Source organism: Klebsiella sp. JN_Kp121 (assembly GCF_040062145.1).
Taxonomy (GTDB): domain Bacteria; phylum Pseudomonadota; class Gammaproteobacteria; order Enterobacterales; family Enterobacteriaceae; genus Klebsiella; species Klebsiella aerogenes.
Map to the genome: position 1 here is coordinate 277,765 of NZ_JBEAHX010000002.1, position 22,383 is coordinate 300,147.

Genomic DNA, 22,383 nt, shown 5'->3' on the forward strand with positions numbered 1-22,383 from the left:
CCTGTTGATTAAGTCTTAAAGTGAAGGTTGGCTCGCGAGCGCCGGGTTAATTACCCACCTTGGCGATCAAATCCATCATTTTCAGTTTCTGGTCGGTGGAAACTTTACGCGCTTCCAGTTCAATACCGCGGGCATTCAACTTCTTGAATGCTTCGATATCTGTCGCATCGACCGAAATAGCGTTATTGACCTGCGTTTTACCCTGGCGGAAAGCCATACCGCCGATGTTGACGCTGGTAATTTTCACGCCGCCTTCAACAATACGTTCAACGTCCGTTGGGTTAGTGAACAGCAGCATGACGCGCTCGCCGGCGTATTTCGGGTTGTTATAGACGCGAATCATCTTCGCGACATCAACAACGTGAGCGGTCACGCCCGGAGGAGCCACCTGGGTCAGCAGCGTCTTGCGCACCGTGTCGGCGGCAACTTCATCGCTGACCACGATAATGCGGGTGACGTTGGTCTCTTTGGTCCAGCGGGTCGCAACCTGGCCGTGGATAAGACGGTCATCGATACGCGCCAGGCCAATCACCATGTAATCATTTGGACCCATCGGTTTAGCGGGCGTTGCCGCTTTCGGCGCGGCAGCCTGAACCGGCGCCGCTTTTTCAACCGGTTTGGCTTTCAGCGCTTTCACGCCTTCGCTACCGGTTTCCACCGCCAGCGCCACCAGCTCATCAAACGACGGATCGTCATCGCGGGCCATGAAGGTTTCAACCAGCATCGGGACGTTGACGCCAGCGATCACTTCATAGTTTTCTTTATCAACAACAATGCGGCTTGCCGCGTTAAATGGACTACCGCCCCACGTATCAACGAGGAACAGCACGCCTTTTGTGGTATCCAGTTTTGCCAGCTGTGCATTGTACTTTTCGATCAGCGTTTCGGCATTTTCGCCAGGAACGAAATCGATCCAGCCAACGTTTTCCTGCTCGCCCAACAGCATTTCTGCGGTTTTCAGCAGTTGTTCTGCAGCCCAACCATGTGTGCCTATTACAATAGCAATCGTCACTTGCTACCTCCGTTATTATGGTGAATGCATCATCTGGTCTGATACATCCTGAATCACTCTTGTGGAAAAATCGATTCAGTAAGGGTGTAAGATCTAAATTAATTACTACCGGGAATTATTTTAGATAGTGAAAAAATAATTAATGTGATGGAGCTCCGTAAATTACGCTTCAATAATCAATAATTTCGCAGCGCAAAAAATAGCCTTAGCTATTGCAAAGACAGGTAAATTTTTGCCAATTCTGCGCTATATTTTGCTATGTTTAGCTTCCGTTTAATTACTCAGGAGTATAGGGCATAGCCCGCCGTATGGACCGTCATCGACGTCTTTTCACCCTCAGGCACTCGTCTGCCGCCTCAACCACACACGCTTTTTTACCAGCAACCATTGTTTCGCCGGTGCATGACATCGCGATGACTACCGCTGTCGTTAACAGGAGCCGCTCATGGAATTCTTAATGGATCCCACCATCTGGGCTGGCCTGCTGACGCTGGTAGTCCTCGAAATTGTTCTGGGTATCGATAACCTGGTCTTTATTGCCATCCTTGCCGATAAACTGCCGCCAAAACAGCGTGATAAGGCACGTATCATCGGCCTGTCGCTGGCGCTGATTATGCGCCTGGGGCTGCTCTCGGTTATCTCGTGGATGGTCACGTTGACCAAGCCTTTGATAAGCATAGGCGATTTTTCGTTCTCCGGGCGCGATCTGATCATGCTGGTCGGCGGTATCTTCCTGCTATTCAAGGCGACGACAGAGCTTCATGAACGACTGGAAAACCGCCAGCATGATGCCGGTCACGGCAAAGGCTATGCCAGCTTCTGGGTCGTCGTGCTACAAATTGTGGTGCTGGATGCCGTCTTCTCGCTTGATGCGGTGATTACCGCCGTCGGCATGGTAAACCATTTACCGGTGATGATGGCTGCGGTCGTTATTGCGATGATCCTGATGCTGCTGGCCTCGAAGCCGTTAACCCGCTTCGTGAACCAACATCCGACGGTTGTCGTGCTGTGTCTGAGCTTCCTGCTGATGATTGGTCTGAGTCTGGTGGCAGAAGGCTTTGGCTTCCATATTCCGAAGGGTTACCTGTACGCGGCGATTGGCTTCTCGATTACCATTGAATTCTTTAACCAGGTGGCGCGGCGTAACTTTATCCGCCACCAGTCGACGTTGCCGCTGCGCGCGCGTACCGCTGATGCGATTCTGCGCTTGATGGGCGGTCGCAAACAGGCGACCGTGGCGCACGATAGCGATAGCCCGGCGGCAGTGCCGGTGCCGGAAGGGGCGTTTGCTGAAGAAGAACGCTATATGATTAACGGCGTGCTGACCCTGGCGCAGCGCTCATTGCGCAGTATCATGACTCCGCGAGGCGAAATTAGCTGGGTGGATGCTGAGCAGAGCGAAGACGAAATTCGTCGCCAGCTGCTTTCTTCCCCGCACAGCATGTTCCCGGTTTGCCGCGGCGAACTTGATGAAATCATCGGTATTGTACGCGCCAAAGAGATGCTGGTGGCGCTGGAGGCGGGCGAGAACGTTGCCGCGATGGCATCCGCTTCCCCGGCGATTGTGGTGCCGGAAACGCTGGATCCGATCAATCTGCTGGGCGTGCTGCGCCGGGCGCGCGGCAGTTTTGTCATCGTCACCAACGAATTTGGCGTGGTGCAGGGTCTGGTGACGCCGCTGGACGTCCTGGAAGCCATCGCTGGTGAGTTCCCGGACGCCGACGAAACGCCGGAAATTGTGCTGGATGGCGAGGGTTGGCTAATCAAAGGGTCAACCGACCTTCATGCGCTGCAGCAGGCGCTGGGGCTGGACGACCTGGTCAACGAAGACGATGATATCGCGACCGTTGCCGGGCTGGTTATCTCCGCGAACGGTCATATCCCGCGGATAGGCGATGTTGTCGAACTGCCGCCGCTGCAGTTCACCATCGTTGAAGCCAATGATTATCGCGTCGATCTGGTACGGGTCATTAAAACCGTCCACGATAACGACGAAGAAGAGTAATGCCGAACCCGCCGGGCTAAACTTGCCCGGCGGGTTGTTTTTTACCCCCAGTCGCCGCCAGACGGTGCTTCTCTTCCGCCAGCCAGCGCGGAAAATCCTCCACCGGCAACGGGCGGGCATAATAATATCCCTGTAGTAAATCCACGCCGTGGCTACGCATGTAAATCTTCTGTTCCTGAGTTTCGACGCCTTCGGCAATGGTGACGATTTTGAGCCGGTGCGCCAGGGCGATAATCATATCGGTCACCGTCGCGTTGACCCCATCAATGCCAATGGCGCCGGTATAAGATTTATCAATTTTCAGTACATCCGGGCGAAGTTTTTCCAGCCAGGATAGCGAACTATTACCGGTGCCAAAGTCATCAATGGCAAGCTGGACGCCTTTAAAATGCAGGTGCTCCGCCATGTGATGATCGCCTTCACGCAGGACATCACGTTCGGTCAGCTCGACCACCAACTGCTGTACCGGATGAGCGCTGAACCAATAGGTGTGCAGATCGCGCAGCAGCTCGCCGTTGCTGAAATGACGCGCCGCCACGTTAATACCAATATGAAAATTGGCATCCTGCGGGAAATAATGCAGCCGGCGGGCGGTTTCAGCGATGACGTAGCGGGTGAGGGGGACTATCAGGTTGTAGCCTTCAGCAATTGGGATAAAAACATCCGGCGAGATATTTCCGCGGCGCGGATTGTTCCAGCGCAGCAATATTTCCACGCCACAACACTCCTGAGTACGTAAATCCTGCAGCGGCTGGCACCACAGCTCGAATTCATGGGCGGCGATGCCCAGGGTTATTTCGCGCGAGAAAGTCATTCGTCCTGCGGTCGTCAACCAGGCGATACCGGTCATCAACAGGCTGAACATCAGCGCCAGCGGTAATTCGGCGGGCAGCTCTTCTAAGGCTACCGCGGAGGCTCCCGGGCCGCTGATGTTGATGGTAAAGGGAAACTGGCTGGAGCTTTGCCGGTAAATTATCGGCAGACCCGGCAACCGATCGCTTGCAACGACGCCAACATCGCTGAGAAAACTCTTGTTGCCTACCGTGAGGCTGATGTCGCTTATCAACGATGATTTTTCTTTGAGAATCAATTCGCCAAGCAGCTCAATATTGATAATTAACAACGCGCCGTCGGCGCCGCTTACGGAGGAGGGATACCACTGAATCAGTACCGGTGTGCCTTTGAGCAGCGAGTTATCGGTTGAAAAGGCCAACAGCGGGTTGACTGCCGGCAACGTTGGCTGCAGCTGATGAATGGCCACATGGCGCGGGCCAAAAATGCTGGAGCAGTAGGCCATCCCGGATTGAACAAGGATGATTGAGCGTACGGTCTGCAGTGTGGCCGCGGTTTTACGCAGCTCAAGATGCACATCCTGACAGGGTTTGCCCACCATACTCAGCAGGGTAGCGTGTTTTGCCGCCAGCGGCTGCAGGATATTGTCCATCGCGATCACCATATTGCGGGTCACCGTCTGGATGCGCTGTTGATTTTGGCTACGCTGTGAAATAAATCGGATTGTCAGGGTGACGGCAAGCGTCAGAAATGCAACGGCCAGGCACACCAGAATGCGCTTGCGGCGGTATGTCGAAATGACCTTCTGTGCATTTTGCATGCGAGGCGCCCTGTCGGCTAAATAGAGGAATAAGAGTAACAGCCGGCTTAAAGCAAGTGTAGTGGGTAAGATAAGTTGGTGGGAGAAAAAGAAAAATGCGCCCGGAAAGGGCGCATTTCACAGACGTGTTTTAGTCACACTGGACTTTGATCGCCAGGCCGCCGCGAGAGGTTTCGCGATATTTGGCGTTCATGTCTTTACCCGTTTCGTACATGGTCTCGATAACTTTATCGAGAGAGACGCGCGGTTCACTGGTGCGGCGCATCGCCATACGCGCGGCGTTAATCGCCTTCACGGAGGCGATAGCGTTTCGCTCGATGCACGGCACCTGAACCTGGCCGGCGACCGGGTCGCAGGTCAGGCCGAGGTTATGTTCCATGCCGATTTCCGCCGCCACGCAAACCTGCTCCGGGCTGGCGCCAAGCAGTTCAGCCAGGCCCGCCGCCGCCATTGAACAGGCGACGCCGACTTCGCCCTGACAGCCGACTTCCGCGCCGGAAATGGACGCGTTCATCTTGTACAGCGCGCCAATCGCGCCGGACGCCATAAAGTAGCGAATATAGATATCCGGGCTGACGGACTCGATAAAGTGATCGTAGTAGGCGAGCACTGCCGGAACGATACCACAGGCGCCGTTGGTCGGCGCGGTAACAACGCGGCCGCCGGCGGCGTTCTCTTCGTTGACCGCCAGCGCGAACATGTTCACCCAGTCGACAACATTCATCGGGTCGTTAGACAGCTTATCGCTGGCGACCAGCAGACGACGCAGCGCTGAAGCGCGACGCGGCACGCGCAGCGGCCCCGGCAGCACACCTTCGGTGTTCATGCCGCGATCGATACAGGCGCGCATGGTTTGCCAGACGTTTTCAAAATAGGCCTCGATCTCTTGCTTGCTGTGCAGCGCCAGTTCGTTTTGCATCACCATGCCGGAGAGCGACAGACCGGTTTCTTTGCAGTAGCCCAGCATTTCCTGTGCCGATTTAAACGGATACGGAACCTGCAGTTCGCTCGCGTCTTCTTTGCCGAAATGCTCTTCGTCGACGATAAAACCGCCGCCGATTGAATAGTAAGTCTTGCTGTAGATTTCTTTCTCGCCGGCCCACGCATGGATAGTCATGCCGTTTTCGTGCAGCGGCAGGTTGTCGCTACGAAAACGCATGCCGTCATCCGCCGGGAAGTCGACTTCGTGTTGCCCGTTTGCCAGCAGCAGACGGCCGCGGGTTTCTACGTCGCGGATAAATGCCGGGATCGCGTCAATATCGACCGTCGCAGGCAGATTGCCCGCCAGTCCCATGATAATGGCGATGTCCGTGTGGTGGCCTTTGCCGGTTAATGAAAGCGACCCATAGACGTCAACGGCGACGCGCGTCACTTCATTAAGCAATCCCTTTTCGACCAGGTCATCGACGAACTGTTTACCGGCCTTCATCGGCCCTACAGTATGGGAAGATGAGGGACCAATCCCCACCTTGAACATGTCGAATATACTAATCACGATAACACTCCTGACAGGGTTACCGCGGTTGCGGTAACGATGTAATAACTGCGCATAGTGTAAGAGGGAACCGGGTTGTCAGCTTAACTATTCACATGAATTAAACTAATGGATAACCTTGGTTTTACTAATAGTGAGAGCGGCTTCTCATTACTTATTATAGCTAAGGGCGAGTGCCGATTTGCAGCGCCAGCTCGCGAATAATGCCGGCGGTCATTCCCCAGACAAAATAATGTTGGTACCACGATAGCCAGACGCGATGTGAATTACCGCGCCGATGGATGTCCAGCGGGTGGTAACGACCCAGGCGCAGCGCCTCTTCCAGCGGCATTTCAAACACCGCAGACACCTCGTCCTGACTGGCATGATAGTGCAGGTCCGGGGGGATTATGCCAACAACCGGCGTTACCTGAAAGCCGGTGACGCTGTCGACAGGCGGCAGCACGCCGATCACTTCAACGGCTTCCGGCGGGATCGCCACTTCTTCCTGCGCCTCGCGCAGCGCGGCGGCAATCAATGTAGCGTCGGTGTTATCTACTGCGCCGCCGGGGAAGGCGACCTGGCCCGCGTGCTTGCGCAGCAGCGGCGAACGCTGGGTCAGCAACAGTCCCGGCTGCGGCCGACGGACGATCGGCACCAGTACCGCCGCCTGGCGCTGGTTCAGCGCCTGCGGCGAGGGCTGCGGGCGCAGCAGTTGAAAACGGGATAGAAAGTCGTCCAGATCGAGGGCGTTAGCCGCCATGTTCTAGCTCTCCAGTTGATGCAGGATACGGTTAACTTTATCAAAAGTTTCCTGATATTCCGCGGCTTCTTCGCTGTCCGCCACGATACCGCCGCCCGCTGAGCAGTACAGTTGGCCCTGCCAGGCGGTGATCGTACGAATAGTAATGCTGGTATCCATATTGCCGCACAGGCTGAGATAACCAATGCTGCCGCACCATGCGTTGCGTCGCTGCGGTTCCAGTTCATCGATAATCTCCATGGCGCGAACTTTCGGCGCTCCGGTAATGGAGCCGCCAGGGAAGGCCGCGCGCAGCAGATCGCTGGCATCAAGCGTAGCAGGCAATCGTGCGGTGATGGTGCTCACCAGGTGATGCACCGCCGGGAACGGTTCGACCACAAACAGTTCCGGTACGCGAACGCTGCCCGGCACGGCGACGCGGCCGATATCATTGCGCATCAGATCGACAATCATTAAATTTTCGGCGCGGTCTTTCGGCGAGTGGGCAAGCGTTGCCGCCTGGCGAGCGTCTTCCTGCGGGGAATCGAGTCGCGGCAGCGTGCCTTTAATGGGGCGCGTCTGGATGTCACCCTGATGCAGTTGAATAAAACGCTCCGGAGACAGGCTTAAAATCGCCCCTTCCGGCAGGCGAATGAAGGCGCTGAACGGCGCGCGGTTGGCGGCATTAAGCTTACGAAATGCCTGCCATTCATCGCCGCGGTAGCGGGCCTGAAAACGCTGCGCCAGGTTGACCTGATAACAGTCGCCGCTGCGCAGGTACGCCTGTACCTGGCGGAATTTTTCGCCGTACTGCTGGCGGCTCATATTCGATTGCCAGCAGGAGGTCAGGGAGAAAGCTTCAGCCGGCTGGCGCGTTTGCGATTCCAGCCACTGCAGGCGCCGTTGCGGATCGTCATAGCTCAGCAGCGACACCTGCTGGCGTTGATGATCGACGATCAGCGCCCAGTCATAAATGCCTACCGCCATCTCCGGCAGGGCAATATCAGCCTGCGCTTGCGTCGGAAGACGTTCAAAGCGGCGGCCAAGATCGTAGCCGAATAGCCCCAGCGCGCCGCCGAGAAACGGCAGGTTATCATCGGCCTGCGGCGTTAACTGACAGCGATCCAACTGCTGTTGCAGTAGCTGCAGCGGATCGTCCTGCGAGACAAATTTGCCTTCATCGTCGTTGACCCAGGTTTGCTCGCCGCGGGTAACCAACGTCGCGCGCGGTTCGGCGACGATAATATCGAAACGGCTATACGGATGGTCGGCGAAGCCGGAGTGCAGCAGCATCGCCCACGGCGTGGCGCTTAACGGCGCGAAATAGCGTTCGGCGGCATCCGGGCGCCAGGGCAGGGTGATAATAGCGGGGGACAACATTAACCTCGATCCTAATGTGCCGCCCACTGGCGAAATGGCGGACGGCGTGAAATAATTACGCCCCACAATGTAGCAGGAGTGAGTGATGTTTGCAGGTTTACCTTCGCTGAGCCATGAGCAACAGCAAAAAGCGGTCGAACGTATTCAGGAATTGATGGCGCAGGGAATGAGCAGCGGCCAGGCAATCGCCCTGGTGGCCGATGAACTGCGCGCCACGCACACCGGCGACCGGATCGTAGCGCGCTTCGAAGATGACGACGAAGACGAGTAATTACGCCGCGGCGATGATTTTAATCTCAACTTTATACTGCGGCTTCATCAGGGTCGCCTGTACGGTGCAGCGCACCGGCGCGTGACCGGCGACTACCCAGGCGTCCCAGGCTTTATTCATCGCCGCAAAATCATCTTTATTGGCGAGGAAAATGGTGGCATCAAGAATACGTGACTTATTGCTGCCCTGTTTTTCCAGCACCGCGTCAATTTGCGCCAGGGTGTTGGCAGTCTGCTCAAACGCGTCGGCGTCGAGATTTTCCGGCACCCCAGTGTAGTAGATGGTCTGGTTGTGAATTACCACATCAGACCAGCGGGCTTCGGCATCAATACGCGTAATTGTCATTTATCTTTCCTCTTTGTTCTATCCATTTGGCTGCGGCAAGACTGCCACAATGTTCCGCCCGCGTCACTACCCGGGCTGGCGAAACGCCGTCCTCCCTGACATAATCACTGTCCAAATAACCAGGGGGCAACGTGATCGACGATTTTGCAGCAGACGGCCAGCTGGCCATGGCGATACCGGGATTTAAGCCGCGCGAACCGCAGCGCCAGATGGCGATAGCGGTGAGTGAAGCCATTGACGCCTCCCGGCCGCTGGTGGTGGAAGCAGGGACTGGCACCGGTAAAACCTACGCCTATCTGGCGCCCGCGCTGCGCGCGAAGAAAAAGGTGATCATCTCCACGGGTTCGAAAGCGCTGCAGGATCAGCTCTACAGCCGCGACCTGCCGACCGTCGCTAAAGCACTTAAATTCACCGGCAAACTGGCGCTGTTAAAGGGGCGCTCAAACTACCTGTGCCTTGAACGCCTTGAACAGCAGGCGCTGGCGGGCGGCGATCTGCCGGTACAAACGTTAAGTGACGTAATTCTTCTGCGCTCCTGGTCTAATCAGACGCAGGATGGCGATATCAGCACCTGCGCCAGCGTCGCCGAAGATTCTCAGGCCTGGCCGCTGGTGACCAGCACTAACGATAACTGTCTCGGCAGCGACTGCCCGTTATATAAAGATTGCTTTGTAGTGAAAGCGCGTAAGAAGGCGATGGATGCTGACGTGGTGGTGGTCAACCATCACCTGTTCCTGGCCGATATGGTGGTGAAAGAGAGCGGCTTTGCCGAACTGATCCCCGAAGCGGAAGTGATGATCTTCGATGAAGCCCATCAGCTGCCGGATATCGCCAGCCAGTATTTTGGCCAGTCGCTCTCCAGCCGCCAGCTACTGGATTTGGCCAAAGACATCACCATTGCCTACCGTACCGAACTAAAAGATACCCAACAGCTGCAAAAATGCGCCGATCGTCTGGCGCAAAGCGCGCAGGATTTCCGTCTGCAGTTGGGCGATCCGGGCTATCGCGGCAATCTTCGCGAACTGCTGGCGGATAGCCACATTCAGCGCGCGCTGCTGCTGCTCGATGACGCGCTTGAACTGTGTTATGACGTCGCCAAACTCTCGCTTGGCCGCTCGGCGCTGCTCGACGCCGCCTTTGAGCGTGCGACGCTCTACCGTGGCCGCCTGAAGCGGCTTAAAGAGATTAATCAGCCGGGCTATAGCTACTGGTATGAATGCACCTCGCGGCATTTTACCCTCGCCCTGACGCCGTTGACCGTCGCGGAGAAGTTTAAAGAGGTGATGGCGCAAAAGTCAGGAAGCTGGATCTTTACCTCGGCGACGCTGTCGGTTAATGACGATCTCCACCACTTTACCGCCCGCCTCGGCATCGATGACGCGCAGACGCTGTTGCTGCCAAGCCCGTTTGATTATCAACATCAGGCGCTGCTCTGCGTACCGCGCAATTTACCGCTGCCGAACCAGCCCGGCGCGGCGCGCCATCTGGCGGCAATGCTGAAACCGCTGATCGAAGCTAACGACGGCCGCTGCTTTATGCTGTGTACCTCGCACGCCATGATGCGCGACCTGGCGGAGCAGTTCCGCGCTACCATGACGCTGCCGGTACTGCTGCAAGGGGAGACCAGTAAAGGTCAACTGCTGCAGCAGTTTGTTAGTGCCGGCAATGCGTTATTAGTGGCGACCAGCAGCTTCTGGGAAGGGGTCGACGTGCGCGGCGACGCGCTGTCGCTGGTTATTATCGATAAGCTGCCCTTTACCTCACCGGACGATCCGCTGCTCAAAGCGCGAATGGAAGACTGTCGACTGCGCGGCGGCGACCCGTTCGATGAAGTGCAGTTGCCGGATGCCGTCATTACCCTCAAACAGGGCGTCGGGCGCCTGATCCGCGATATTGACGATCGCGGCGTTCTGGTTATCTGTGACAACCGGCTGGTGATGCGCCCTTACGGCGCCGTGTTCCTGGCCAGCCTGCCACCCGCGCCGCGTACCCGCGATATCCGCCGGGCAGTGCGCTTTCTCGCTGTACCGCCGGCAAGGTAATCCGTCGCAAAATGTGGTAAGCTGCGCGCCATTTTGTAAATCAGCTATCCCCAATGGATTTCGGGCGGTGCGGCGGCGGTGAGTCCGTCAGTCGATGAATTTACCGCCCTAAAGCCTGGAATATGTAACGAGAGCGTGACCACCCATGCGAATTTTGGCTATCGATACCGCCACGGAGGCGTGCTCCGCGGCGCTGTGGAATGATGGCGCCCAGAGCGCCCATTTTGAAATTTGTCCTCGCGAACACACCCAACGTATCCTGCCTCTGGTGCAGGAGGTCCTCACTGAAAGCGGCACTACGCTGAATGAACTGGACGCGCTGGCCTTTGGCCGCGGTCCGGGCAGCTTTACCGGCGTACGTATTGGTATCGGTATTGCGCAAGGACTGGCGCTGGGCGCTGAGTTGCCAATGATCGGCGTCTCTACGCTGGCGACGATGGCCCAGGGCGCGTGGCGCAAAACCGGCGCTACTCGTGTGCTGGCGGCCATTGACGCGCGTATGGGCGAGGTCTACTGGGCCGAGTATCAGCGCGACGAAGATGGCGTCTGGCACGGTGAAGAAACAGAAGCGGTCCTCAAACCGGCTGCGGTTGCCGACCGCCTGGCGCGGCTTTCCGGCGAATGGGCTACCGTCGGCACCGGCTGGCAGGCGTGGCCGGATCTGGCGAAAGAGAGCGGGCTGACCTTGAGCAGCGGCGAGGTCGAACTGCCGGCGGCAGAAGATATGCTGCCGCTGGCCATTCAGCTGCTGGCGGCGGGAAAAACCGTGGCCGTTGAGCATGCGGAACCCGTTTATTTGCGAAACGAAGTGGCATGGAAGAAACTTCCTGGCCGCGAGTGAATCTCAGTAGAGAGAAGACTGAGAGAAGGAGTCGCATTATGGCGGGTCAAAAACAGGGCGTTCGTTGGCTGTTAGCCGCGGCGGTTGTCGTTGCGCTAAGCGGCTGCGTATCGGTGCCGGATGCTATTAAAGGCACCAGCCCTACGCCGCAGCAGGATTTAGTGCGGGTGATGAACGCGCCGCAGCTGTATATCGGCCAGGAAGCACGTTTTGGCGGTAAGGTTGTCAACGTGCAGAACCAGCAGGGGAAAACCCGCTTAGAGATTGCCACCGTACCGCTGGATAGCGGCGCACGACCGGAACTGGGCGAACCTTCGCGCGGCCGTATCCTCGCCGACGTGAGCGGCTTCCTCGACCCGGTCGATTTCCGTGGCCAGTTGGTCACAGTGGTTGGGCCGATTAGCGGCGTTGTCGACGGTAAAGTTGGCGCAACGCCGTATAAATTCATGTTGATGAACGCCACCGGCTATAAGCGCTGGAACGTAGTGCAGCAGGTGGTGATGCCGCCGCAGCCCATCGATCCGTGGATGCTCGGCCCTCGCCCCTGGGGCTACGGATACGGCGGTTGGGGTTGGTATAACCCGGGCCCTGCCGAGGTCAGAAATGTCGTAACGGAATGATTTTGTTGTTTTTATAATGGAATAGAAACAGCGGCTAGCCCGCTGTTTCGTGTTTTTTAGTCTCATAAGAAAAATAAATAGTGACGCGCTTCGCAACCTGAAAAACGCCTAATTAATAAACTGGTACGCTGAGTTAATATAATGTTAACAAAATGTTTGTTGATCAGGGGCTGTGATGACGACGAATAACTATTTCAGAGGTGAAGCAGTGAAAAAGGTTTGGCTAAACCGTTATCCCGCCGATGTTCCGGCGGAGATAAATCCTGACCGCTATCAATCCCTGGTTGAATTGTTTGAACACGCCACCACCCGTTATGCCGATCAGCCGGCATTTATCAACATGGGCGAGGTGATGACCTACCGCAAGCTGGAAGAGCGCAGCCGCGCTTTCGCCGCTTATCTCCAGCAAGGTTTAGGGCTACAGAAGGGCGATCGCGTCGCGCTGATGATGCCTAACCTGCTGCAATACCCGGTGGCGCTGTTTGGGATCCTGCGTGCCGGAATGATTGCCGTCAACGTTAACCCGCTGTATACCCCGCGCGAACTGGAGCACCAGCTCAATGACAGCGGCGCGGCGGCGATTGTGATCGTTTCCAACTTCGCACATACCCTGGAGAAAGTCGTTGATAAAACCCAGGTAAAACACGTCATCCTGACGCGGATGGGCGACCAGCTCTCCACCGCCAAAGGGACGTTAGTCAACTTTGTGGTGAAGTACATTAAGCGGCTGGTGCCGAAATATCATCTACCGGACGCCATTTCATTTCGTAGCGCCCTGCAGCATGGCTACCGTATGCAGTACGTGAAGCCGGAAATCGTCGCGGACGATCTGGCTTTCCTGCAGTACACCGGCGGTACCACCGGCGTGGCGAAAGGGGCGATGCTGACCCACCGCAATATGCTGGCTAACCTCGAACAGGTGAATGCGACCTACGGTCCGCTACTGCACCGCGGTAAAGAGCTGGTGGTGACCGCGCTGCCGCTCTATCACATCTTCGCTTTGACCATGAACTGCCTGCTGTTTATCGAACTTGGCGGGCAGAACCTGCTGATTACCAATCCGCGCGATATTCCGGGTCTGGTAAAAGAGCTGGCAAAATATCCCTTCACCGCGATGACCGGGGTGAATACCTTGTTTAACGCGCTATTGAACAATAAAGAATTCCAGCAGCTTGATTTCTCTTCGCTGCATCTTTCCGCCGGCGGCGGCATGCCGGTGCAGCAGGTGGTAGCGGAGCGCTGGGTGAAACTGACGGGTCAGTATCTGCTGGAGGGCTACGGCCTGACGGAGTGCTCGCCGCTGGTGAGCGTCAACCCGCATGATATCGACTACCACAGCGGCAGCATCGGCCTGCCGGTGCCATCGACCGAAGCCAAGCTGGTCGATGATGACGATAATGAAGTCGCGCCGGGTGAGCCGGGCGAGCTTTGCATCAAAGGGCCGCAGGTGATGCTGGGCTACTGGCAGCGTCCGGATGCCACCGATGAAATCATTAAAGATGGCTGGCTGCATACCGGCGATATCGCGGTGATGGATGATGAAGGCTTCCTGCGGATCGTCGATCGTAAAAAAGATATGATTCTGGTTTCCGGTTTTAACGTCTATCCGAATGAAATCGAAGATGTTGTGATGCAGCACTCCGGCGTACAGGAAGTGGCAGCCGTCGGCGTACCCTCCGGCAGCAGCGGTGAAGCGGTGAAGATCTTTGTGGTGAAGAAAGATGCCGCGTTAACCGAAGAAGCGCTGATTACTTTCTGTCGTCGCCATTTGACCGGCTACAAAGTGCCGAAGCTGGTGGAGTTTCGTGATGAACTGCCGAAATCCAACGTCGGCAAAATTTTACGACGAGAACTGCGTGACGAAGCCCGTGCTAAAGTAGACAATAAAGGCTAAGCAACGAGTGAGTCGCCCTGCGCCGGCTAAGCCGGCGTTTTTTATGGGCGCAAGTTAAGAGAGTATGATTTGAACTATCAGATGATCACCACCGACGATGGCCTGCGCGCTATCTGTGAAGCGGCAAGTTCGGCGCCCGCGGTTGCGCTGGATACCGAGTTTGTTCGCACCCGCACCTACTATCCGCAGCTTGGTTTGCTGCAGCTGTTCGACGGCAAACAGGTTTCTCTGATCGATCCGTTGACCATCAACGACTGGGCGCCGATGCGCGAGCTGCTGCTTAACCAAAATGTCACCAAATATCTGCATGCGGGCAGCGAAGATTTAGAAGTCTTCCTCAACGCGTTCAACCTGATGCCGCAGCCGCTGATCGACACCCAGATTCTGGCCGCTTTCTGCGGGCGCCCGATGTCGTGGGGCTTTGCTTCAATGGTTGAAGAGTATTCCGGCGTCGCGCTGGACAAAAGCGAATCACGTACCGATTGGCTGGCCCGACCGTTGACCGAGCGTCAGTGCGAATACGCGGCCGCCGATGTCTGGTATCTGTTGCCGATCGCCAGCAAATTAATGGCGGAAACCGACCATGCGGGCTGGCTGCCGGCAGCGTTGAACGAGTGCCACCTGATGCAGCAGCGCCGTCAGGAAGTCCTTGACCCGGCGGAGGCGTGGCGGGAAATCGGCAATGCCTGGCAACTGCGTACACGTCAGCTGGGCTGCCTGCAGTTGCTGGCGGAGTGGCGTCTGCGCAAAGCGCGCGAGCGTAACCTGGCGGTGAACTTTGTGGTACGCGAAGAGCATCTGTGGAGCGTGGCGCGCTATATGCCGACCAGCCTCGGTGAGCTTGATAGTCTGGGTTTATCCGGTAGCGAAATTCGCTTCCACGGCAAAACGTTGATTAGCCTGGTTGAGAAAGCGCAGGCCTTGCCGGAATCTGCGCTGCCTGAGCCATTGCAAAACCTGATCGATATGCCGGGATACCGCAAAGCCTTTAAAGATATTAAAGCGCTGGTACAGGAAGTGAGCGCCGAGAAGGGCGTGAGCGCCGAACTACTGGCGTCTCGCCGCCAGATCAACCAACTGCTGAACTGGCACTGGCAGCTGAAAACCAAAAACGGCGAGCCGGAGCTGGTTTCCGGCTGGCGCGGTGAATTGATGGCCGAGCGTCTGAACGCGCTGCTCAACGACTATCCTCGCTAGCGCCTGGTGTCATTCAGGCCATAAAAAACCGGCCGCGCGTTGCGTGGCCGGTTTTTTTTAATGCTACGGCGAGATGCCGTTAATGCGACAACAAGGTCAGGGTTTCGACTCTTCAGCTTCTGGCAGGGTCACGTTCAGCTCGAGAATCGAAATATCACCATCACGCTGTTCCAGCTGAACGCTGACCATCTCAGGGTCTATCTGCACGTATTTACAGATGACCTCCAGGATATCTTTGCGCAGCTGCGGCAGGTAATGCGGTTCCGCGTCGCCGCGGCGGCGCTCCGCGACGATGATTTGCAGGCGTTCTTTCGCAATGTTAGCCGTGTTCTTTTTTCGCGAGAGAAAAAAGTCGAGTAATGCCATAATTTATCCTCCGAACAGGCGTTTGAGGAAACCTTTCTTCTCTTCTTCGATGAAGCGGAAAGGACGTTCTTCTCCGAGCAGACGATCCACAGTATCCGCATAGGCTTTACCCGCATCTGAAACGGTATCCAGAATGACCGGCTCGCCCTGGTTCGATGCGCGCAGCACGGACTGATCTTCCGGAATCACGCCCACCAGATTGATGCGCAGAATTTCCAGCACGTCTTCCATGCTCAGCATGTCGCCTTTGTTCACGCGACCTGGGTTGTAGCGCGTCAGCAGCAGGTGCTCTTTGATCGGCTCGTCGCCATTTTCCGCGCGGCGGGATTTGGAGGCCAGAATGCCAAGGATACGGTCGGAGTCGCGCACGGAGGAGACTTCCGGGTTAGTGGTGATGATGGCTTCGTCAGCGAAGTACAGCGCCATCAGCGCGCCGGTTTCGATGCCTGCCGGGGAGTCGCAGACAATAAAATCGAAGTCCATCTTTTTCAGTTCTTCAAGAACCTTATCTACGCCTTCGCGGGTCAGCGCGTCTTTATCACGGGTCTGAGAAGCCGGAAGGATATAGAGATTTTCAGTACGCTTATCTTTGATTAGCGCCTGATTGAGAGTGGCATCGCCCTGGATAACGTTGACGAAGTCATAAACCACCCGACGCTCGCATCCCATAATCAGGTCGAGGTTACGCAGGCCGATATCGAAGTCGATAACGACAGTTTTCTTTCCCTTCTGGGCCAAACCAGTAGCGATGGCCGCGCTGGAGGTGGTCTTACCAACGCCCCCTTTACCCGAAGTCACAACAATAATGCGTGCCATAGAAATTCCTTGTTAAAAAGGGATTAATTGAACGGTTGAATTGTCAAAGCACCGTCGCCTAAACGCAGGCGCGCCGCTTTGCCATAAAATTCAGCTGGGATGTTATCGCTCAGCCAATATTCCCCTGCGATGGACACCAGTTCCGCCGAGAGGTTAGTACAAAATATTTGGGCATCTCTGTCGCCGCTTGCGCCAGCCAGCGCACGTCCCCGCATCATGCCATACACATGGATGTTACCATCAGCGATAAGTTCCGCTCCGGCACTCACATGGTTTGTAACAATTAGATCACAGTGTGGCGCATAAATGCGCTGACCGGAACGTACCGGCAGATCAATCAAACGCGTTTTTGTGATCGGCGTAGCAACTGGTGGCGGTTCAACGGGTTCCGGCGGCGGCGCCTGACGAACGATTTTCTCTTTTCCTTCCGTCAGTAGCGGGATCCCGGCGCGGTCGATTTCCGTTTTCAGGCGGGAAATTTTACAACCGCTCACCCCCATGATGCGTAAACCGGTGGCGACGATAGCTTCATGCATCGGGCGCCAGTCGACGCTCTCTTCAATACTGCTGATGTTGACCACGACCGGTGCATGACGTAAAAAAGCGGGAGCCTGGGCGATTTTGTCTTCTAACGCCTGACGAATAACCTCGGGATTTGCATCGTGCAAATGAACGACAGATAAGGTGAAGCTACTGCCCTTAAGTTCGATTGGCGTATTTGACATCCTGGCCTTACTCAATTTGCTGTTTATCATCCGCCGAAGTGCGGTGATATTCCGAAGACTAAAAGGCATGTTATAGTCACTCATATATTGAGGCAAGTGACCACGGGTCTAATTCCGAGTAAAACTATGTTTTGTGTGATCTATCGAAGTACTAAACGTGAACAAACCTATTTATATGTCGAAAAAAAGGACGATTTCTCGCGCGTCCCGCCGGAACTGATGGCAAGCTTCGGCACCCCGCAGATGACCATGCTGCTGCCGCTCGACGGGCGCAAGACGCTGGCTAACGCTGACCTCGAAAAAGTAAAACAAGCGCTCGTCGATCAGGGCTATTACCTTCAACTTCCTCCCCCTCCTGAGAATCTACTTAAGAAACACCTCGCGGAACAGGGGAATAAATCCGATTAACCCATTGAGGGAAAATAATGTACCAACATCATAACTGGCAGGGTGAGTTACTGGATTATCCAGTGAGCAAAGTGGTTTGCGTTGGCAGTAATTACGCAAAACATATTAAGGAGATGGGCAGCGCGATGCCGGAAGAACCGGTGCTGTTTATTAAACCTGAAACGGCGCTATGCGATATCCGCCAGCCGTTGGTACTGCCTGAAGGATTGGGCTCGGTGCATCATGAGGTTGAACTGGCGGTGCTAATTGGCAGCACCTTGCGCCAGGCCAGCGAAGACCACGTGCGTAAGGCGATTGCCGGTTATGGCGTGGCGCTGGATCTCACCCTGCGTGATATTCAGGGCAAGATGAAAAAGGCCGGGCAACCGTGGGAGAAAGCTAAGGGGTTCGATAACGCCTGTCCAATCTCCGGTTTTATTCCTGCCGCCGAGTTCAACGGCGATCCGCAAAATATGCCGCTAAGCCTGAAGATTAATGGTGAAGTTCGCCAGCAGGGGACGACTGCGGATATGATTCATAAGATCGTACCGCTCATTGCCTATATGTCGCGCTTCTTTACGCTGAAAGCGGGCGATATCATTCTGACCGGGACCCCGGAGGGGGTCGGGCCGCTCGCCAGCGGCGATGAGCTGGAAGTCGGCTTCAATGGTTTGACGTTATCCGCCCGCGTGCTGTAACGTCCGCTTGCCGCCTTTTGGGGCGGCAAAACTTGCATCGGCGTGCCAGACTGGTTATAAGGTGCACCCTGAATTGTAATGACGGACATCCCAATGAGCGAACAACCTTTCTGGCAACAAAAAACACTGGATGAAATGACCGACGCGGAGTGGGAATCACTGTGCGACGGCTGCGGACAGTGCTGCCTGCATAAGCTAATGGATGAAGATACCGACGAGATTTACTTTACCAACGTCGCCTGCCGTCAGCTCAACCTTAAAACCTGCCAGTGCCGTAACTACGAGCGTCGCTTCGAGTACGAACCGGACTGCATCAAACTCACGCGTGATAATCTGCCGACCTTCGAATGGCTGCCGCACACCTGCGCCTATCGCCTGCTGGCGGAAGGTAAAGCGCTGCCGCACTGGCACCCGCTGCTGACCGGCTCAAAAGTGGCGATGCACGGCGAACGTATTTCCGTGCGCCATATAGCGGTAAAAGAGTCTACCGTCGTCGACTGGCAGGACCATATTTTAAACAAACCAGACTGGGCGCAGTAAACTCATCAAAATATTAGAACCGGGCATTCCCTGCCTGCGCGGCCCGGTTCTTTGTTCGCATTAATATCCCATCATTCTCAATGCCAGCCAGATAATCCCCGCCCACAAGAAAGCGCATGGAAAAATAACAACACTAAGCGAACGCCAGCCGTTTCTACTCATCGGAAACCCCACATTTAAGTCATCATCACCAGGTGTGTTTGGCATTTCATCATCGGCGCGGGGGCGGGGAACTTTAGGAATATTTGTAAAGCAGATGTAGAAAAAAATAGACCCGGCGCGGTGGCCGGGCTGAGAGGGCGTTGACGAGCTGCCAGGTCACCCCGGCGCGGTGACTGCTTGCGGCGATCAGATGGGCAGGAAACTCATCATTAAATACGCTACGACAATGCAGATTAGCGTCATATACCAGACTATGCTCATGGTGACTTATCCCATTTCAGACTCAAACAAGACGAGCCTTTCGGGTAACGACTTTAAACATCCGGACGTCGATGATCAACCGCTTGCGCATCAGGGGATTAGCTTTTCTTTGCGTGGAACAGGCCGTCTTCGCCGTGGCTTTCATCCTTAACCCAGAAGTTAATATTGAACTGGGCATCATCGCTGAGCTCGATACGGTGCCAATACTGCGGTGGGCTGGTGGCGAACTGCCCGGCGTTAATGACGACTTTCATCTCCGGCTCGGTAGCCTGCTCGTCATGAAAACCGTAGTAAGTTACCGTTCCTTCCATGACGCACAGCTGACCGAAAACGTTAGCGGCAGTATTGTGATGGGTGAGCAGCGCCGCCGGAACATTTTCCTTAGTGAAGAACGGAGTGGAGCGTTTAACTTTCCAGTTAGCCGGGATACGCAGGTGAGACATGGTGAGCTCCTCAGTGATGTATATAAGATGCATTTAATATGCATCTTTAAAGGGGCGTCGTCAACTTACAGGCATAAAAAACGCCCCCGAAGGAGCGTGTACTATCTGGCAGGATAACTTAACGGCCGAACAGATCGCGTTTTTTAGCCTTAAATGGCTGAGCGATCAGCACCAGCAGACCGATGACCAGATAAGCGGCAAAGATGCCTACCAGCCACTGCGGCATCTCCAGCGTCAGGAATTCCCACTGGCGCACGGAACAGTCGCCGGTGGCGACGAATACCTGCGGCAGCCATTTATCCAGCGGCAGCCACGTCGGGAAACGCGCGGCGAAATCGCAGGTCTGGAACGGAGAAGGGTGCAGCTGAATCATGGTGTGCTCCCAGGCTAACTGCAGACCGCGCAGGGCGCTGTACAGCCAGATCAGCAGCGCGACGTAGCGCAACGGGGTTTTCGGCGCGATAGCGCCCACCAGTCCGGCGCCCATAATGCCAAACAGGGCGCAGCGTTCATAAATACACAACACGCAGGGCTGCAGCAGCATCACGTGCTGGAACCACAGCGCCACTAATTCAAGTATAAAAGCGGTTAACGCCATCAAGAGCCAGGCGCCGCGTCCCCGTGAGCACTGGTTTAAGTATTGCAACATAATCATTTCCCTGGAACATGCTAAATCATGGCAGTGTAAACGAAAACTACCGCGACGCCATCCGCTAGTCGGAAAATATTACGTAAATGAATATTCGTTACCCGAGGTGAACCCGGGTAACGGGCTGCGCAATTACGGCAGTATTGGGGTGGTCAACCAGCCGTGGCTGAGCATCCACTGGGTGGCCGGCATCAACAGGGTTTCGACGCACAGCAGGCCGACCAGCGTTAACACGATGGTATAAGGCAGCGCCATCCACACCATTCTGCCATAAGAGAGACGGATCAGCGGCGCCAGCGCCGAGGTCAACAGGAACAGAAACGCGGCCTGGCCATTGGGGGTGGCGACGGAGGGCAGGTTAGTGCCGGTATTAATGGCGACCGCCAGCATTTCAAACTGCTGCAGGCTGATAACGCCATGCTCCAGCGCCGCTTTTGCTTCGTTGATATAGACCGTACCGACAAAGACGTTATCGGAGATGGACGACAGCAGGCCGTTAAACAGATAGAACAGCGATAGCTGAGCGTGCGGCGAAGCCTGCAGGACGAACTCAATCACTGGGGCAAACAGATGCTGATCGATAATCACCGCTACGATGGCGAAAAACACCGTCAGCAGGGCGGTAAACGGCAGCGCTTCGGTAAAGGCTTTACCGATGGCGTGCTCGTCGGTCACGCCGGAAAAGGTGGTTGCCAGCACGATAACGGAGAGGCCAATCAGGCCAACTTCCGCCAGATGCAGGGCGAGGGCAGCAATCAGCCATACGCCGATGATACCCTGGGCGATAAGGCGCATCCGATCCTGGCGGCTGCGGCTCTGGCGGCTACGGTCGTCGAAATCCTGCAATACCTTGCGCACCGGTATTGGCAGCGGCTCGCCGTAGCCGAACAGACGAAATTTTTCCAGCAGCAGGCAGGTCATCAGACCGCACAGGATAACCGGCAGGGTTACTGGCGACATCCGGATAAAGAACTCACCGAAGTGCCAGCCGGCGGCTTTGGCGATAATCAGGTTCTGCGGTTCGCCGACCATGGTCATCACGCCGCCGAGGGCGGTACCGACGCCGGCGTGCATCATCAGGCTGCGTAAAAAGCTGCGGAACTGTTCGAGCACGTCGCGGTAATGCTGATCGATGTGGCTGTCATCAAGCATGTCGTTATCATCAGGCCGCGCGGAGGCGACGCGATGATAAATGCCGTAAAAGCCTACTGCCACGCTAATGACCACCGCCACAACGGTGAGCGCGTCGAGGAAGGCGGAGAGAAAAGCGGCCGCAAGGCAGAAGGCCAGCGACAGCAGCATCTTGCTGCGGATCCCCAGCAACAGACGGGTAAAAATAAACAGCAATAGCTGCTTCATGAAATAGATCCCGGCCACCATAAACATCAGCAACAGCAGGACTTCGAGATTATTGGCTATCTCTTCGCGGATATGTTCGGGGCTGGTCATACCGATCAGCACCGCTTCTATCGCCAGCAGGCCGCCAGGCAGTAGCGGGTAGCATTTGAGCGCCATCGCCAGGGTGAAGATAAACTCCACCACTAACAGCCAACCGGCAACAAATGGTTGCAGATAAAACGCCAGCGGGTTAACCACCAGGAAGATAATCAGGAGAAGCTTGTACCAGTCTGGCGACTGGCCAAGAAAATTGCGCCACAGGGCGCGGCCATAAGACATTTCCACGACAGAGGTCCTTCCGTCAAACAACATGATTTTATGCGTAACTATTGCAAGATTACCAGTTGAGTAAAAAGGGAAGCAACTTTCTTCGCGGCGCATGACAGGTAATGGAAGGCGTTAATCAAAAGCTGAAAATGAAACGGCGATCCCCTTTTAATTACTTTCAGATGCTATCTGGCGTATGACTGCTCTGGTATGATGAGTGCAATTTGCAACGCTGT

General features: G+C 55.7%; 22 protein-coding genes. 10 read left to right on the forward strand and 12 right to left on the reverse strand.

Annotated features, from left to right (window positions below):
- Positions 1-46: 46 nt before the first annotated feature.
- On the reverse strand, positions 47-1,012 hold the full coding sequence (gene manX, locus ABLU86_RS04000) for a PTS mannose transporter subunit IIAB (RefSeq protein WP_015366040.1): 966 nt from the start codon (positions 1,010-1,012) through the stop codon (positions 47-49).
- A 445-nt stretch (positions 1,013-1,457) separates the two neighbouring features.
- Between manX and yoaE the strand changes: the two genes are divergently transcribed.
- On the forward strand, positions 1,458-3,017 hold the full coding sequence (yoaE, locus tag ABLU86_RS04005; protein WP_015366041.1) for a CNNM family cation transport protein YoaE: 1,560 nt from the start codon (positions 1,458-1,460) through the stop codon (positions 3,015-3,017).
- Positions 3,018-3,033: 16 nt separating this feature from the next.
- Here the strand turns inward: yoaE and ABLU86_RS04010 are convergent, their stop codons facing one another.
- The 4 genes from ABLU86_RS04010 to pabB form a co-directional block, all read right to left on the reverse strand.
- Positions 3,034-4,629, reverse strand: coding sequence for an EAL domain-containing protein (locus tag ABLU86_RS04010; RefSeq protein ID WP_032714811.1), 1,596 nt, complete (start codon positions 4,627-4,629; stop codon positions 3,034-3,036).
- Positions 4,630-4,759: 130 nt separating this feature from the next.
- Positions 4,760-6,124, reverse strand: coding sequence for an L-serine ammonia-lyase (gene sdaA, locus ABLU86_RS04015; RefSeq protein ID WP_015705929.1), 1,365 nt, complete (start codon positions 6,122-6,124; stop codon positions 4,760-4,762).
- A gap of 163 nt (positions 6,125-6,287) precedes the next feature.
- Positions 6,288-6,866, reverse strand: a complete 579-nt coding sequence (locus ABLU86_RS04020; protein ID WP_045387499.1) for a CoA pyrophosphatase — start codon at positions 6,864-6,866, stop codon at positions 6,288-6,290.
- Between the two features lie 3 nt (positions 6,867-6,869).
- Positions 6,870-8,225: an aminodeoxychorismate synthase component 1 gene (gene pabB, locus ABLU86_RS04025; protein ID WP_086557469.1), complete on the reverse strand. Its 1,356-nt coding sequence runs from the start codon at positions 8,223-8,225 to the stop codon at positions 6,870-6,872.
- An 85-nt stretch (positions 8,226-8,310) separates the two neighbouring features.
- Here pabB and ABLU86_RS04030 point away from each other — a divergent pair, with 85 nt between their 5' ends.
- Positions 8,311-8,496 carry a YoaH family protein gene (locus tag ABLU86_RS04030; protein WP_015366046.1) on the forward strand — a complete coding sequence of 62 codons (186 nt, stop codon included), beginning with the start codon at positions 8,311-8,313 and terminating at the stop codon, positions 8,494-8,496.
- On the opposite strand, the gene ABLU86_RS04035 is transcribed toward ABLU86_RS04030, so the two are convergent.
- Positions 8,497-8,841, reverse strand: coding sequence for a RidA family protein (locus tag ABLU86_RS04035; RefSeq protein WP_015366047.1), 345 nt, complete (start codon positions 8,839-8,841; stop codon positions 8,497-8,499).
- Between the two features lie 131 nt (positions 8,842-8,972).
- Between ABLU86_RS04035 and ABLU86_RS04040 the strand changes: the two genes are divergently transcribed.
- The 5 genes from ABLU86_RS04040 to rnd all read left to right on the forward strand — a co-directional run bounded on the left by ABLU86_RS04040 (position 8,973) and on the right by rnd (position 15,435).
- Entirely contained in the window at positions 8,973-10,883 is a 1,911-nt protein-coding gene (locus ABLU86_RS04040) for an ATP-dependent DNA helicase (protein WP_015705926.1), read from the forward strand.
- A gap of 145 nt (positions 10,884-11,028) precedes the next feature.
- The gene (gene tsaB / locus ABLU86_RS04045; protein WP_015705925.1) at positions 11,029-11,724 is read left to right on the forward strand and encodes a tRNA (adenosine(37)-N6)-threonylcarbamoyltransferase complex dimerization subunit type 1 TsaB; all 696 of its coding nucleotides are present in this window, start codon (positions 11,029-11,031) and stop codon (positions 11,722-11,724) included.
- 38 nt (positions 11,725-11,762) lie between these two features.
- Positions 11,763-12,344: a Slp family lipoprotein gene (locus ABLU86_RS04050; RefSeq protein WP_032714806.1), complete on the forward strand. Its 582-nt coding sequence runs from the start codon at positions 11,763-11,765 to the stop codon at positions 12,342-12,344.
- 208 nt (positions 12,345-12,552) lie between these two features.
- Positions 12,553-14,238: a long-chain-fatty-acid--CoA ligase FadD gene (gene fadD / locus ABLU86_RS04055; RefSeq protein ID WP_015705923.1), complete on the forward strand. Its 1,686-nt coding sequence runs from the start codon at positions 12,553-12,555 to the stop codon at positions 14,236-14,238.
- 81 nt (positions 14,239-14,319) lie between these two features.
- Entirely contained in the window at positions 14,320-15,435 is a 1,116-nt protein-coding gene (rnd, locus tag ABLU86_RS04060) for a ribonuclease D (RefSeq protein ID WP_162184108.1), read from the forward strand.
- Positions 15,436-15,531: 96 nt separating this feature from the next.
- Here rnd and minE read toward each other — a convergent pair whose 3' ends face one another.
- From minE to minC, 3 genes are read right to left on the reverse strand one after another with little or no spacing between them, the layout of a single operon-like run.
- On the reverse strand, positions 15,532-15,801 hold the full coding sequence (gene minE, locus ABLU86_RS04065) for a cell division topological specificity factor MinE (protein ID WP_015366053.1): 270 nt from the start codon (positions 15,799-15,801) through the stop codon (positions 15,532-15,534).
- Between the two features lie 3 nt (positions 15,802-15,804).
- Positions 15,805-16,617, reverse strand: a complete 813-nt coding sequence (minD, locus tag ABLU86_RS04070; RefSeq protein WP_015366054.1) for a septum site-determining protein MinD — start codon at positions 16,615-16,617, stop codon at positions 15,805-15,807.
- 23 nt (positions 16,618-16,640) lie between these two features.
- Positions 16,641-17,342: a septum site-determining protein MinC gene (gene minC, locus ABLU86_RS04075; RefSeq protein ID WP_015366055.1), complete on the reverse strand. Its 702-nt coding sequence runs from the start codon at positions 17,340-17,342 to the stop codon at positions 16,641-16,643.
- Between the two features lie 126 nt (positions 17,343-17,468).
- Here minC and ABLU86_RS04080 point away from each other — a divergent pair, with 126 nt between their 5' ends.
- From ABLU86_RS04080 to ABLU86_RS04090, 3 genes are all read left to right on the forward strand, one after another.
- Positions 17,469-17,750 carry a YcgL domain-containing protein gene (locus ABLU86_RS04080; protein ID WP_026612271.1) on the forward strand — a complete coding sequence of 94 codons (282 nt, stop codon included), beginning with the start codon at positions 17,469-17,471 and terminating at the stop codon, positions 17,748-17,750.
- Positions 17,751-17,767: 17 nt separating this feature from the next.
- On the forward strand, positions 17,768-18,427 hold the full coding sequence (locus tag ABLU86_RS04085; protein WP_047058132.1) for a fumarylacetoacetate hydrolase family protein: 660 nt from the start codon (positions 17,768-17,770) through the stop codon (positions 18,425-18,427).
- A 93-nt stretch (positions 18,428-18,520) separates the two neighbouring features.
- The gene (locus ABLU86_RS04090) at positions 18,521-18,967 is read left to right on the forward strand and encodes a YcgN family cysteine cluster protein (RefSeq protein WP_047058133.1); all 447 of its coding nucleotides are present in this window, start codon (positions 18,521-18,523) and stop codon (positions 18,965-18,967) included.
- Positions 18,968-19,488: 521 nt separating this feature from the next.
- On the opposite strand, the gene ABLU86_RS04095 is transcribed toward ABLU86_RS04090, so the two are convergent.
- From ABLU86_RS04095 to nhaB, 3 genes are all read right to left on the reverse strand, one after another.
- The gene (locus ABLU86_RS04095; protein WP_348795943.1) at positions 19,489-19,833 is read right to left on the reverse strand and encodes a DUF1971 domain-containing protein; all 345 of its coding nucleotides are present in this window, start codon (positions 19,831-19,833) and stop codon (positions 19,489-19,491) included.
- Between the two features lie 118 nt (positions 19,834-19,951).
- Positions 19,952-20,482, reverse strand: a complete 531-nt coding sequence (gene dsbB, locus ABLU86_RS04100; protein ID WP_015705844.1) for a disulfide bond formation protein DsbB — start codon at positions 20,480-20,482, stop codon at positions 19,952-19,954.
- A gap of 132 nt (positions 20,483-20,614) precedes the next feature.
- Positions 20,615-22,165 (reverse strand): sodium/proton antiporter NhaB, encoded by a 1,551-nt coding sequence (nhaB, locus tag ABLU86_RS04105; RefSeq protein ID WP_015366063.1) that lies wholly within the window; start codon positions 22,163-22,165, stop codon positions 20,615-20,617.
- Positions 22,166-22,383: the final 218 nt, after the last annotated feature.

Excerpts from the sequence above, each read along its gene's own strand:
- yoaE (WP_015366041.1), top strand. The coding sequence starts at position 1,458 with ATGGAATTCTTAATGGATCCCACCATCTGGGCTGGCCTGCTGACGCTG.
- ABLU86_RS04010 (WP_032714811.1), bottom strand. The coding sequence starts at position 4,629 with ATGCAAAATGCACAGAAGGTCATTTCGACATACCGCCGCAAGCGCATT.
- ABLU86_RS04020 (WP_045387499.1), bottom strand. The coding sequence starts at position 6,866 with ATGGCGGCTAACGCCCTCGATCTGGACGACTTTCTATCCCGTTTTCAA.
- pabB (WP_086557469.1), bottom strand. The coding sequence starts at position 8,225 with ATGTTGTCCCCCGCTATTATCACCCTGCCCTGGCGCCCGGATGCCGCC.
- ABLU86_RS04030 (WP_015366046.1), top strand. The coding sequence starts at position 8,311 with ATGTTTGCAGGTTTACCTTCGCTGAGCCATGAGCAACAGCAAAAAGCG.
- ABLU86_RS04035 (WP_015366047.1), bottom strand. The coding sequence starts at position 8,841 with ATGACAATTACGCGTATTGATGCCGAAGCCCGCTGGTCTGATGTGGTA.
- tsaB (WP_015705925.1), top strand. The coding sequence starts at position 11,029 with ATGCGAATTTTGGCTATCGATACCGCCACGGAGGCGTGCTCCGCGGCG.
- ABLU86_RS04050 (WP_032714806.1), top strand. The coding sequence starts at position 11,763 with ATGGCGGGTCAAAAACAGGGCGTTCGTTGGCTGTTAGCCGCGGCGGTT.
- rnd (WP_162184108.1), top strand. The coding sequence starts at position 14,320 with ATGATCACCACCGACGATGGCCTGCGCGCTATCTGTGAAGCGGCAAGT.
- minE (WP_015366053.1), bottom strand. The coding sequence starts at position 15,801 with ATGGCATTACTCGACTTTTTTCTCTCGCGAAAAAAGAACACGGCTAAC.
- minD (WP_015366054.1), bottom strand. The coding sequence starts at position 16,617 with ATGGCACGCATTATTGTTGTGACTTCGGGTAAAGGGGGCGTTGGTAAG.
- minC (WP_015366055.1), bottom strand. The coding sequence starts at position 17,342 with ATGTCAAATACGCCAATCGAACTTAAGGGCAGTAGCTTCACCTTATCT.
- ABLU86_RS04080 (WP_026612271.1), top strand. The coding sequence starts at position 17,469 with ATGTTTTGTGTGATCTATCGAAGTACTAAACGTGAACAAACCTATTTA.
- ABLU86_RS04085 (WP_047058132.1), top strand. The coding sequence starts at position 17,768 with ATGTACCAACATCATAACTGGCAGGGTGAGTTACTGGATTATCCAGTG.
- ABLU86_RS04090 (WP_047058133.1), top strand. The coding sequence starts at position 18,521 with ATGAGCGAACAACCTTTCTGGCAACAAAAAACACTGGATGAAATGACC.
- ABLU86_RS04095 (WP_348795943.1), bottom strand. The coding sequence starts at position 19,833 with ATGTCTCACCTGCGTATCCCGGCTAACTGGAAAGTTAAACGCTCCACT.
- dsbB (WP_015705844.1), bottom strand. The coding sequence starts at position 20,482 with ATGTTGCAATACTTAAACCAGTGCTCACGGGGACGCGGCGCCTGGCTC.